General features: G+C 70.9%; 10 protein-coding genes and 1 pseudogene. 1 reads left to right on the forward strand and 10 read right to left on the reverse strand.

The window, feature by feature from the left end:
• Positions 1–3 precede the first annotated feature (3 nt).
• The 9 genes from IG08_RS0148240 to IG08_RS0148280 all read right to left on the reverse strand — a co-directional run bounded on the left by IG08_RS0148240 (position 4) and on the right by IG08_RS0148280 (position 10,557).
• Positions 4–948 (reverse strand): FAD:protein FMN transferase, encoded by a 945-nt coding sequence (locus IG08_RS0148240; RefSeq protein ID WP_078656041.1) that lies wholly within the window; start codon positions 946–948, stop codon positions 4–6.
• A gap of 407 nt (positions 949–1,355) precedes the next feature.
• Complete coding sequence (locus IG08_RS0148245) at positions 1,356–2,477, reverse strand: XdhC family protein (RefSeq protein WP_030619537.1); 1,122 nt, start codon at positions 2,475–2,477, stop codon at positions 1,356–1,358.
• 73 nt (positions 2,478–2,550) lie between these two features.
• Positions 2,551–4,746 carry a xanthine dehydrogenase family protein molybdopterin-binding subunit gene (locus IG08_RS0148250; protein WP_030619539.1) on the reverse strand — a complete coding sequence of 732 codons (2,196 nt, stop codon included), beginning with the start codon at positions 4,744–4,746 and terminating at the stop codon, positions 2,551–2,553.
• Positions 4,743–5,723 carry an FAD binding domain-containing protein gene (locus IG08_RS0148255; protein ID WP_030619542.1) on the reverse strand — a complete coding sequence of 327 codons (981 nt, stop codon included), beginning with the start codon at positions 5,721–5,723 and terminating at the stop codon, positions 4,743–4,745. Before IG08_RS0148255 ends, IG08_RS0148250 begins: the two co-directional genes overlap by 4 nt.
• A 6-nt stretch (positions 5,724–5,729) precedes the next feature.
• Positions 5,730–6,371: a (2Fe-2S)-binding protein gene (locus IG08_RS0148260; protein WP_030619543.1), complete on the reverse strand. Its 642-nt coding sequence runs from the start codon at positions 6,369–6,371 to the stop codon at positions 5,730–5,732.
• Between the two features lie 236 nt (positions 6,372–6,607).
• Positions 6,608–7,228 (reverse strand): flavodoxin, encoded by a 621-nt coding sequence (locus IG08_RS0148265; RefSeq protein ID WP_030619550.1) that lies wholly within the window; start codon positions 7,226–7,228, stop codon positions 6,608–6,610.
• Between the two features lie 92 nt (positions 7,229–7,320).
• Positions 7,321–8,100 (reverse strand): SDR family oxidoreductase, encoded by a 780-nt coding sequence (locus tag IG08_RS0148270; RefSeq protein ID WP_030619554.1) that lies wholly within the window; start codon positions 8,098–8,100, stop codon positions 7,321–7,323.
• A gap of 113 nt (positions 8,101–8,213) precedes the next feature.
• Positions 8,214–9,065 carry an aldo/keto reductase gene (locus IG08_RS0148275; protein WP_030619560.1) on the reverse strand — a complete coding sequence of 284 codons (852 nt, stop codon included), beginning with the start codon at positions 9,063–9,065 and terminating at the stop codon, positions 8,214–8,216.
• A 43-nt stretch (positions 9,066–9,108) separates the two neighbouring features.
• Positions 9,109–10,557, reverse strand: coding sequence for an MFS transporter (locus IG08_RS0148280; protein ID WP_063757851.1), 1,449 nt, complete (start codon positions 10,555–10,557; stop codon positions 9,109–9,111).
• A gap of 167 nt (positions 10,558–10,724) precedes the next feature.
• On the opposite strand from IG08_RS0148280, the gene IG08_RS0148285 reads away from it, so the two are divergent.
• Entirely contained in the window at positions 10,725–11,636 is a 912-nt protein-coding gene (locus IG08_RS0148285) for a helix-turn-helix transcriptional regulator (protein WP_030619565.1), read from the forward strand.
• Positions 11,637–11,693: 57 nt separating this feature from the next.
• Here the strand turns inward: IG08_RS0148285 and IG08_RS58240 are convergent.
• Positions 11,694–12,458 (reverse strand): annotated as a pseudogene (locus IG08_RS58240) (helix-turn-helix transcriptional regulator); the annotation flags it as partial.

The following is a 12,458-nucleotide window of genomic DNA, read 5'->3' on the forward strand; positions in this document are numbered from 1 at the left end:
TCCTCAGGTGAAGAGCTCGCCCGTGAAATCCGGTGAGAACTCGGCCCGTCCGTCGGAGCGCACGCGCACATAGGTGAACTCGAAGGACTCCGCGAGCCGACGCGCCTCGGTGAAGAAGAGCGCCGTCGCCAGCCCGTCGGCGAGTGCGGCCTCGTCGGCCATGACCCACGTGGCGACCACCTCGCGGACGGGGACCCCGGTCCTGGCGTCGAGAACGTGGTGCAGCCCGTCGCCCCAGGCTCGCCGGCTGGTCCCGGACGCGCACAATGCCTGCGCCCGCAGGTGGGCCACACCGATCACCCGCCGTGGATCGAAGGGGTGCTCCAGGCCGACGCGGATGGCCCGCTCGGCCACATGACGCAGGTCGCCGCTTCCGTCGACGACGAAATCGGTGTGGCCCGCCTCCCGGAGGATCGCCGAGAGGAGGTCGACCAGGTAGCCCTTCCCGACGGCCCCGACGTCGATCACCAACGGCCGGTTTGTGACGACTGACCTGCCGTCCCGACGGACGTCCCCGGCCCAAGAAGCCCGTCCCCGGGCGCGTTCAGCGGCCCGCACCTCGTCGGGCGCGGGTGTGAGCGAGTACACCGAGTCGTAGCCCAGGAGCTCCAACTCCCGGCCGACGAGCGGGTCCACGGCGCCATCGGTGGCCGCATGGAGGCGGTCGTAGAGAGAGAACAGGGCGAGCGAGTCCTCGGGGAACTCGAATCGCCCGCCGTCGGGAGCGGTTGCAATCCGGGAGACCAATGAGTCCGGACGGAAACGGGAGTACGTGGCGTCGAACTGCTCGATCCGGTCGAGGATGCGCGAGCGCAGGTCCGGGCTCAAAGGCTCGTCGGTCTCGATCTGCCAACGGGTGCCGAGCGCATCGAAGTCGAACCGGCTGCCGCCGGCCTCGGACCTGCCCAGGACGGCCGACGCTGACGGCTCCTTCGTACCTGGCTTCATGGGGCTCACTGCTGTTGCTTCCTGTCTGTTGACGATCTCCCTGGGTGCTGTGAGCGGTTTGTCGCACACACGGGGACTTCGGCACCGTGTCCGGAGTCGCGGCTCCGGCCGTGGCGTGGCAGACCGTGCTGTGCCGGGGGAGCCACGTTCGAGGGAGTCCCTCACACGACTGTGTGCTCGGGATCCGGCGCCGTCAGAAGCCGACGGCGGGTGGAGATCCCCTGCGGCCAGCGTGACATGCATCTTTGCATTTCCTTGACCAGCGGGACAGGTGTGAGGGGGGCCCTGTCACACCCCTGAACGCCGTTCCCTGGCACAGCGCGGTCTGCCACGCGGTCGGTCGGACCAGCAGGTCGGACGGGCAGGTCGGACGGGCAGGTCGGGGCGCGGCCACGATCTGGGCACGCTCACGCTGCTGTCCGTCGGCGATGGATGGGCCCTGTGCTCCAGGTCAGGGGAGTCCCCGAGCCCCGATGCGTGTGGGCGACGATCTCCGCCGCGATGGAGATGGCGGTCTCCTCGGGGGTGTGGGCGCCGAGGTCGAGGCCGATCGGGGAGTGCAGGCGGGTGAGGTGTTCCTCGGGAACTCCGGTCTCCCGCAGCAGTTCCAGGCGATGGGTGTGGGTACGGCGTGAGCCCATGGCGCCGACGTAGCCGACCGGCATGCTCAGTGCCAGGCGGAGCAGGGGGATGTCGAACTTGGCGTCGTGGGTGAGGACGCAGACGGCGGTGCGGGCGTCCACTTCGGTGGCGGCGAGGTAGCGGTGCGGCCAGTCGGCCACGACCTCGTCGGCCTGCGGGAAGCGGTCGGGGGTGGCGAACACGGGGCGGGCGTCGCACACGGTGACCCGGTAGCCGAGGAAGCGGCCGATCTCGCTGAGCGCGCCGGCGAAGTCGACGGCGCCGAAGATCAGCATGCGCGGGCGGGACGCGCGGGTGTGGACGAGGACGGACAGCCTCTCCGGGCAGATGGTCGCGTCTCCGCCGACCTCTACCGGGCCCGTACGGCCCGCGCGCAGCAGGGCGCCGGCTTGTGCTGCCACCGCACCCTCCCAGCCCTCGCCACCCACTGCTCCGTCCTCCGTGCTGCCGTCGCCGGTGAGGCTCAGGGTGCGGCCGAGGAGTTCTTCGGGTCCGTCGATGATCTGGGCCACGGCGACGGGCCTGCCGGACGTCACCTCGTCGAAGGCCGCGGTGAGTTGGGGCTGGTCGGTGGGGTCGATCCGCTGCACCAGGACGTCGATTTCGCCGCCGCAGGTCAGACCTACGGCGAAGGCGTCGTCGTCGGAGTACCCGAACCGTGCCCGGGTCGGAGGTCCGTCCCCCTTGAGTACCTGTTGGCACAGCTCGTGGACGGTGCCCTCCACGCAGCCGCCGGACACACTGCCGACCACGGTGCCGTCGGCGTCCATGGCCAGCGCGGTGCCGACGGGCAGCGGTGCGCTGCCGCTGACCTGGACGACGGTGGCGAGGGCGAAGGGGCGGGCCGCGCGGCACCAGTCGTACAGCGTGTCCGCGATGTTCAGCATGGGCGGGCTCTCCAGGAGGGACGGTCTGGGCGGCGGTGCGTGTTCACCGCCGCACCGCCGCACAGGGCTCGGCTCACAGCAGGGACTCGGCGGTGATGGGCAGTTCGCGCACGCGGCGGCCGGTCGCGTGGAAGACGGCGTTGGCGATGGCGGGCGCCACGCCCACCAGGACGACCTCGCCGAGGCCCTTGACGCCGAGGGGGTCGGCCTCGTCGTCCCGGCCGTCGACGTAGATCGCCTTGAGGTCGGGGACGTCGGCGTTGACCGGGACGAGGTAGTCGGCCAGGTTGGCGTTGACGATCCGGCCGTCGCGGTGGTCGGTGACCGTGTGCTCCAGCAGCGCGGCACCGATGCCGCCGGTCATCGCGCCGATGGCCTGGCTGTCGGCCAGCTTCGGGCTGATGATGCGGCCCGCGTCGAAGACACCGAGCATCCGCCGCACCCGGACCAGGCCCAGACGGGCGTCCACGGCGACCTCGGCGAACACCGCGCCGTACGCGAACATGGACGACCGGGACTGGCCGGGTGTCCAGGAGCCCGTCGCCTCCAGATACTCGCGGTTGTTGCGGGTGAGGAGCTGCCGGTACGTCTCCCCGCGTGCGGGGTTGTCCCGTACGTGCAGACGGCCGCCGCGCACCACCACGTCGCCGGCGTCGACGCCGTACAGCGGTGATCGCGCGTCCTCGACGGCGAGTTCGATCGCCTGCTGCCGCAGCTTGTCGCAGCCGTCCTGGACGGTGGAGCCGACACTCGCCATGGTCAGCGAGCCGCCGTGGAGCGGGGCCGTGGGCATGTTGGTGTCGCCGAGCCGGAAGGTCACGTTGCGGACCGCGAGGCCGAGGGCGTCGGCGGCGACCTGGGTCATGGAGGTGTAGGTGCCGGGACCCATGTCGCTGGTGGAGGACTCGACCAGGGCGGCGCCGTCGGCGTCCAGCCGCACCGAGGCCTGACCCGGGGCGCGCAGGGTGTCGTAGAGCGCGGTGGCCATGCCGGTGCCGATCAGCCAGTCGCCGTCGCGGGTGGACCGGGGCTTCGGGTTGCGGCGGTCCCAGCCGAACTCGCGGGCGCCGACGGTGTAGCACTCGCGCAGCCGCCGGGTGGAGAACGGCCGTCCACTGGACTGGTCGTTCTCGGGCTCGTTGCGCCGCCGCAGCTCGATCGGGTCCATCCCGAGCTCGGCCGCGAGCTGGTCCATCGCGCTCTCGATGGGGAAGGCGGCGGTGGAGTAGCCCGGGCCGCGCATCGGGGTCGGGGTGTTCACGTCCAGGGGCACCGTCCGGTGCGTCTGGCTGACGTTGGGGGTGGTGTAGAGCATCTGCCCCGGGACGATGACTCCGCGCTCGGCGAACGTCTCGTAGCCGGACGTCTCGGAGCGCAGGTCGTGGGTCATGGCGGTCAGCCGCCCGCGCCGGTCGCTGCCCAACCGCACCTTGTACTCGTACGACGGCCGGTAGCCGACCCCGAAGTAGAGCTGCCTGCGCGTCAGGACGAGCTTGGCGGGGCGGCCCGTCTCGCGTGCGGCGAGGGCCGCGATGGTGAGGTGCGGCCAGGCCCGCGCGGCGTTGCCGAACGCGCCGCCGACGAAGGGTGAGATGACGCGGATGTTCGCCGCCGGGATGCCGAAGTTAGCGGCGAGTTCGTCGCGCGGGCTCTGTACCCACTGGGTCTTGTCCCACAGCGTGAGCCGCTCGCCCTCCCACTGGGCGACGGTGGCGTGGAGCTCCATCGCGTTGTGGTGGGTACGGGCGAGCCGGTAGGTCATCTCGAGGCGGACGGGGGCGTCGCGCAGGGCCGCCTCCGCGTCGCCGCGCGCGTAGGTGCGGGGCTCGCCCGCCGCCGGGGCCTCGGTCAGGTCGGTGGCGGGCCGTTCGGCGTCGTAGTCGATCTTCACCAGGCTCGCGGCGTGCTGGGCGGCCTCCAGGGTGGTGGCCACGACTGCGGCGACCGGCTGGCCGTGGAAGCGGACCTGGTCGTCCTGGAAGACACGCAGCCGCTCACCCGGCAGGTTGAGCGATCCGGGGTTGGGCCCGTACGGCAGCTCGGGGGCGTTGCGGTGGTGGATCACCTTCAGGACGCCGGGCTGGGCCTCGGCGGCGCGGGTGTCGATGCCGGTGATGCGACCGCGGCCGACGCTGCTGTCGACGACCACCGCGTGCACGACTCCCTCGGGCTCGTGGTCGGCGGCGTACTTGGCCCGACCCGTCACCTTCAGACGCCCATCCACGCGGGAGAGCGGTGCGCCGACGGCTGCCTGCGGCTGGGGGCTCACTTCGTACCTCCTACGATGCGCAGCTGGCGTTCGACAGTTCGTTTCAGCAGCTCGACCTTGAAGCGATTGTGCTGAAGCGGGCGGGCGCCGTCCCCTGCGTGTGCGGCGGCCTCGGCCCAGAGCCGGTCCGAGGGGCGTTCGCCGATCAGGGCCTCTTCGACGGCGGGCAGCTTCCAGGGCACGGTGCCGACGCCTCCGGCGGCCACCTTCGCCTCCCGGATCACACCGCCACGGATGTGCAGGGCGACGGCCGCCGAGGTCAGGGCGAACTCGTACGACTGGCGGTCGCGCACCTTCAGGTAGCCGGACTTGAGCGGGCGCGGAAGCGCTGGGATCTCCACCGCCGTGATCAACTCACCCTGGTTCAGGGCCTGTTCATGCTGTGGGGTGTTGCCAGGTCGCAGCAGGAAGTCAGCGAAGGGGACCTGACGCTGCCCGTCCGGGCCCAGCAGATGCACCCGCGCCTCCAGCGCGGCGAACGCCACAGCCACGTCGGAGGGGTGGGTGGCCACACAGGCGTCGGAGGTGCCCAGAATCGCGTGGCTGCGGTTGAAGCCCTCCCGCGCCGCGCAACCCGAGCCGGGCTCACGCTTGTTGCAGGCGGCCGTCACATCACGGAAGTACGTGCACCGGGTGCGCTGCATGATGTTGCCGCCGAGGGTGGCCATGTTCCGCAGCTGCGCGGACGCGCTCAGCTCCAACGCCTCGGAGATCACCGGAAACGTGGTGCGCACCTTGGGGTGGGCGGCGGTCTCGGCCATGGTCACCAGCGCGCCGATCCGCAGGCCCCCTCGCTCGGTGACCGTGACCTCTCTCAGCGGCAGCGCGCTGATGTCGACCAGAGCCTCGGGGCGTTCGACGGTCTCGCGCATCAGGTCGACCAGCGTGGTGCCGCCCGCGATGTAACGCCCGCCGCGACGACCGGCGTTGAGGGCATCTTGGGTGTCGGACGCCTTGGTGAAGGAGAAGGGATACATGGCCACTCACTTCCGGCCCGTGGCCTGCTCGACCGCGCGCACGATCTTCACGTAGCAGCCGCAGCGGCAGATGTTGCCGCTCATCCACTCCCGGATCTCCTCGGCGGAGCCGGTGTGGCCCTCCTGGATACAGCCGACACCGGACACGATCTGGCCCGGTGTGCAGTAGCCGCACTGGAAGGCGTCCTGGTCGATGAACGCCTGCTGCAGCGGATGCAGTTGATCCCCCTCGGCCAGTCCCTCGACGGTGGTGACCTCCGCACCCTCCAATCGAACCGCCAACGTCAGACAGGAGTTGACCCGGTGTCCGTCGACCATGACCGTGCAGGCCCCGCAGGCACCCGCGTTGCAGCCCTTCTTCGAGCCGGTCAGGCCGAAGTGCTCGCGCAGCAGGTCCAGCAGCGAGGTCCGGTTGTCGACCGTGACGGTGTGCCGCCAGCCGTTCACGGTCAAGGAGACGCGGCTGCTGGGCGCCGTATCGGCGGCCGCGGCCTCATCGGCGCCGAGGAGCGACGAACCGGCGGTCAGGCCGCCCGCCGCGATGACACCGCCGGCCACGGAGGTCGTCGCGATGAAGGTACGGCGCGAGGGTGCGGACGGGGGCTGGGTGGGGGGAGATGTGGCTGACTCGGAGGTTTCGGTAGACATGCTCACTCTCTCGACTCAGGGAAGGTGGGGGACTTGCTGATCGGCGTGAGCGCACGACGGAGGTTCACCGTTGCCCCTCACGGCGTTTCGGCTTCCGCCCCCAGCCTGATGGGCCAACCGGCCGTGTGGCAGGGCGGGTTGTGCCAGGTATCGACCAGCCAGGGTGTGACAGAGCCCCTCTCCCGCCTGTCGCACAGGCCACGGAGCTGTCAGACTGTTCGGTTCGAGAAACGGAGTCAGTCCTGGAGAACGTCGATGCGCCGCAGCCACGACCGCACTTCTGCATCGGCCTTCCGGACTTCCTCGCCGCGCACCGCGAGTCCTTCCCCGATGGTCGCGCCCCGGCAGGAGGCCGCGTAGTCGCGCTCGGTGGTACCCAGTCCGCTCATTGCATGCGTCGTGACCGGATGGACCGTCTTGCCGCGGAAGTCGTACCTGTCGGCGAAGGTCGACATGATCATGGGTGCTCGGACGTTCCAGATGGGGCCGGCCAGCAGGACCACGTCGTAACGGTCGACCGAGGACGGGGGGTTGGCGATGGCCGGCCGTGCGTCGGCGTCCTGTTCGCGGACGTTGCGGGCGACCGTCTCGTCGTAGTCGTCGGAGTAGGGGGCGACGGCTTCGATGCGGTGCACGTCGCACTCGATGCGCTCGCTGATCATGCGGGCGAGGACTTCCGTGTTCCCGGTCTTGAGATTCGTACGCCCACCGTAGGAGTAGTTCTCACCCGGCCGGGAGAAGTAGGCCAGCAGGACCCGCTTCCCGGACCCGGACGCCGGGGCGGGGCGTTCACTGGACTCCGTCGCCGTCCCGCTCGACTGCGACGGGGAACAGCCGGTGATCTGGACACCGGTCATGACGGTGGCTCCTCCCAGAAGTACGCCACGAAGGAGCGTGCGTCGCCCCGGCGCGGCGGGTCTGCTCTTCCCGCTGCCGAATCCACCCGCTGTCATCCGCCGCTTCCGTTGAGGGAACGGACAGCGTCGAGATCCGCGCGCACTGCCCGCGGCTCGGCTTCGACGGGGAGGTCGGCCGGGTCCAGCACGCCGTCCACGGAGCCGGACTCGTCGCTCTTCAGGGCGCCGAAGAGCTCAGCCCAGTCGGACGGCTCTTCGCCTTCGGTGGCGATGAGCTCGAAGCTCTTGCCGAGTGCGGTGCCGGTCAGCAGGCTGCGTACCAGCGTCTCGGCGATCTGGTCGCGGGCGATCCCGCCGTCGGCCGTACCGCCCTGCTCCAGGACGAGCCGCCGCTGCGTGGGTGCGGCGTGGTCGAACCAGCCGGGCCGGACGATCGTGTAGGGCAGGCCGCTGGCTCGCAGGAGGCGTTCGGAGCGCCGCTTCCAGGGGGTGGCGCCGGGGATATCGCTGCGTGTGGCGTAGATGGAGGTCATGAGTGCCACGCGCGGCCGGGCGCCGTCGAGGGCCTGCAGGATGTTGCGTACGCCGCCGTAGTCGACGTGCGCACGGGCGTCCGAGCGGGAGTCGCCACCAGATCCGTGGGTGAGGACGATGGCGTCGACTCCGCTGACCGCCTGCCCCAGGGAGGCGGGGTCCTCGAGGTCGCCCTGTACCAACTCGACGCCGGGGAGCAGTTGTTCGGCTCGTCGCATGTCGCGCACGAGTGCCCGCGGGCGCAGGCCGTGTCGCTGCGCGGCGCGCACGGCGAGCTGTCCGATGCTGCCGGTCGCGCCGACCATGAGTACGTCGGTGATGTTCTGGTTCCGGGACATGGTGAGGCCTTGGTCCGTGAGGTGGGTGCTGCCGGGAGGACGGCATGGAAAGGTGCCTCTCGGGCGGGTGCCTGGGGGCGTACGGCCAACGGCACCCACCCGAGAAGGTCAGGTCAGCTGTCCAGGCGCCGCGCGCTGAGCCAGTTGACCATGGCGGGGTCGTGGTGGTCGAAGAACAGCGAGCCGCCGGTTTCCAGGGTGGCGATGGCCGCCATCTGGTCGTCGGTGAGCTCGAAGTCGAAGACGTCCAGGTTCTCCGCCATGCGCTCGGGGCGCACCGACTTCGGGATCGCGACGACGCCGCGCTGGGTCAGCCAGCGGAGCACGACCTGGGCCACGGACTTGCCGTGCTTCTCACTGATCCCGCTCAGGACCGGGTTGGTGAAGAGGTCGTTCTTGCCCTCGGCGAACCCGCCCCACGACTGGATCTGGACCCCGTGCTCGCGCATCAACTCCTGGTCGGCCGTGCGCTGGAAGAACGGGTGGGTCTCGATCTGGTTGACCGCGGGGGTGACCTCGTTGTTGATGACGAGGTCGAGGAGACGGTCGGGGTAGAAGTTTGCGACGCCGATCGCCTTGGCGCGGCCCTCGCGGTTCAGGGCCTCCATGGCGCGCCACTGGCCGTACACGTCACCGTAGGGCTGGTGCATCAGGTACAGGTCGAGGTAGTCCAGGCCGAGCTTGTTCAGCGAGGTCTCGAAGGCGCGCTCGGTGTTCTCCTCGGCGGGCGCCTCCTGGACCCACAGCTTGGTGGTGACGAACAGCTCCTCGCGCGGGATGCCGCTGGCCTTGATGGCGCGGCCGACGGCCTCCTCGTTGCCGTACGCGGCGGCGGTGTCGAGCAGCCGGTAGCCGGCGGCCAGGGCGTCGGTGACGGCCTGCTCGGTCTGTTCCGGGGCGATCTGGAAGACGCCGAAGCCGAGGATCGGCATCTCGACGCCGTTGTTGAGGGTGACGTTCTGCATGGGGATGTCTTTCTGTGCGGGATGGGGCGGGGCAGGTGACCGGTCAGCGTTCGAGCGGGCATGGGCCCGTATCGGCGGCGAAGGCCGGAATCCGATGAGGGACTTGGGTGCGCAGCAGCACGGTGGCCACGACGCTCGCCGCCACGGTTGCCGCGGCGATCAGGAGGCTGGTGTGCAGACCGGACACGAACGCGGTCCGGTCGGCGACCAGCGCGCCGAAGACCGCGACGGCCAGAGCGCCGCCGAGCTGGCGGGCGGCGTTCAGCACACCGCCGGCGACACCGGCGCGTTCGGCGGGCACCTTCTCCAGCAGCAGCGCCGTCAGCGCGGTCACGGCCATCGCACCGCCGGCGCCGACGGGCACCATCAGCACCACCGTCAGCCATACCGGCGCGCCGGCGGGCAGGGCCACCATCGCCAGCAGGCCCGCGGCTATCAGGCACTGGCCGGTGACCACCGGCATCCGTGCACCGAACCGGGTGGCCAGGCGGGCGGCGACGGGGCCCATGAAGGAGGTGAGCACGGTCGTCGGCAGGAAGGCCACGCCGGTGGCGAGCGCGCTCGGCCCGTGCACCTGCTGGAGGTACAGCCCCAGCAGGAAGATCATTCCGTAGAAGCCGACGTTCAGGGCGAACCCGATGGCGGCCGAGAGCGACATCGTGCGGGAGCGCAGCAGCGGCAGCGGCGTCATCGGATGCCGTCCACGAGCCTGGGCGATCAGGTAGACGACGGCCGCCACGACCGCCACCGCGAAGGCGACCAGGACCTGCCCGGCGCCGAACCCGTCGGCACCGGCCTCGATGACCGCGTAGGTCAGCGCGCCCATGGCGGCGACGGCGGCCACCTGGCCGGTCCAGTCGAAGGGCACCTCCTGGCGCGGGGAGCGCTGGGCGCGCTTGAGGAGCGCCAGGGCCACCGCGCCGGCGGGCAGGTTGACGAAGAAGATCATCCGCCAGTCGACGAGGGTGAGCAGCCCGCCGGCCACGGGCCCGGCCGCGGCGCCGACGGAGCCGCCCACGCCCCACAGGGCGATCGCCTTCGCCCGGGCCGCCGGGTCGGGGAAGGTTTCGCGCAGCAGAGAGAGGGAGGACGGAACGGCGAGCGCGGCCCCGGCTCCCTGCACCAGCCGCGCCGCCACCAGAACACCCAGGCTCGGCGCCATCGCGCAGACCGCGGACGCCGCCACGAACAGGCCGAGGCCGCAGGCGAACGCCTGGCGGGCTCCGATACGGTCACTGACCGCGCCCGCGGACAGCAGGAACGCGGCGAAGGCGAGGGTGTAGCCGTCGACCACCCACTGCAGCCCGGTCATGCCGCTGTCGAAGCCGCGTCCGATCGAGGGCAGGGCCACGTTCACGATCATCGCGTCGACCATGATCGTGAAGAAGCCCAGCAGTACGGCGGCGAGCGCCGGGCGAGTGCCGGACGTGCTCCGCGGTGGCGGACCGGCCTCGCCGACTTGGAGCGATGCGGGCGGGGCGGACGTGGACAAGGGGTGATCTCCTGCACGGGGAAGGCCGGGTGTGCGGTCGGAAATCGAGCCTCGCGCTTTTCCGGCCCCGGTGGCAGGCCGGGATCTGCCAGGCACTGACGTTCAGGGGTGTGACAGGGCCCCCCACGCGCCTGCCACGCAGGTCAGCGCGGTGTGACACTGGCGCTATGGCATCGCAGCAGAGCAGCAGCGCCGACATGGAACTGGGCCGGTTCCTGCGCGCGCGTCGCACCCAGACGAGCCCCGACCAGGTCGGCCTCACCGTAGGAGCCGGTCTGCGCCGGACCCCCGGCCTGCGCCGCGAGGAGCTGGCCACGCTCGCCGGTATCAGCATCGACTATTACATCCGCCTGGAGCGCGGCAAGGAGACCCGTCCCAGTCCCTCTGTCCTCGACGCCCTGGCCCGCGCCCTGCACCTCGACGAGGCCGAGCACCAGCACATGCGCGACCTCGGCGCCCAGGCCGCCCGGTACGCTCCCGAACTGCCGCCGCCCAGCCGAACCGTGCCCCCGCACCTGAAGCTGGTCCTGGAGACCTTGCGGCCGAGCCCGGCCTACGTCATCAGCCGCAGCATGGACCTGCTCGCCTGGAATCCCGGCGGCCTCGCCCTGTACGCGGGCCTCGCCGACTGGCCCGCCACGCAGCGCAACCTCGGCCGCTACCTCTTCCTCCACCCCACCGCGCACACCCTTTTCCAGGACGACTGGGAGTACCTGGTCCGCGGCTGCGTCGCCCGGCTCCGCGCCGTGGCCGGCACCGACCCGGACGCCCCCGATCTCACCAGTCTCGTGGGTGAACTCCTGCTCAAGAGCCCCGACTTCGCCAAGTTGTGGGAGCGCTACGAAGTTGTCGGCCGCAAGAAGATCCAGAAGACCTTCCACCATCCCGAGGTCGGCGACCTCACCCTGAGCGGCCAGAGCATGCAGCTTGAAGGCACCCCCGGCCAACGCCTCGGCGTCTACACCGCCGAACCCGGCAGCCCCGACCACGACGCCATGCTCCTGCTCGACATGACCGCGCCGCAGCCCGCCGCACATCCCGACACGACGGCCGAACAGCGACGACGCACACAGTCCTGACGAACACCTACTGCCTGTCAGGTACCTTCCCGTCTGCGCGGAGAGCGCTGCGCGGGCTCAGGTGGAGGACGACGTGGTCTCGTCCGCGGAAGCTGTCGGTCCGTGCGGAGTCGGCTGCGAGCCGAGCATGTCGAGAAGGACGAGGGCGTCGTAGGCGGCGGTGCCCGGCTCGGCGTAGTACGTGATGAGCCGGTGGCCCGGTGTGCCCTCCAGTTCCATGGACTGGTAGCCGAGGGTGAGGTCGCCGACCTCGGGGTGGTGGAACGTCTTGCGGCCGTGGGCGTGGCCCTTGACGTCGTAGGGAGGAGTTCACCGGCGAGCCGGGTCAGGTCGGGGGCGTCCGGGTCGGTGCCGGCCAGGGCGCGCAGGCGGGCGACGCAGCCGCGGACCTGGGTGGCCCAGTCGTGGAAGAGGCCGCGGGCGGTGGGGTGGAGGAAGACGTAGCGGGCGATGTTGCGCTGCCTGGCCGGCCATTCCTCGATTCCGGAAAGCAGTCTCAGCCCGCTGGGGTTGGCCGCGAGGAGGTCGTTGGTACGGCTGACCACATGCGCGGGGTTCGGGCGCAGGTTCTCCAACAGCAGCTTCACGCCCGGCCGTATGGTGCGGCTGGGCGGCGTCGGAGGTTCCGGCGCGGTGCGGGCGGCGAGGGCGGCGAGGCTGCGCAGGTGCTCGTGCTCGTCGTCCTCCAGGAGCAGGGCGCGGGCCAGGGCGTCGACGACGGACGGGCTGGGGCGGGTTTCCTTGCCGCGCTCCAGGCGGGTGTAGTAGTCGATGCTGATGCCGGCCAGGGTGGCCAGTTCCTCACGGCGCAGCCCGGGCGTG

The sequence above is a fragment of the Streptomyces fulvoviolaceus genome (assembly GCF_000718165.1).
GTDB classification, from domain to species: Bacteria; Actinomycetota; Actinomycetes; order Streptomycetales; family Streptomycetaceae; genus Streptomyces; species Streptomyces fulvoviolaceus.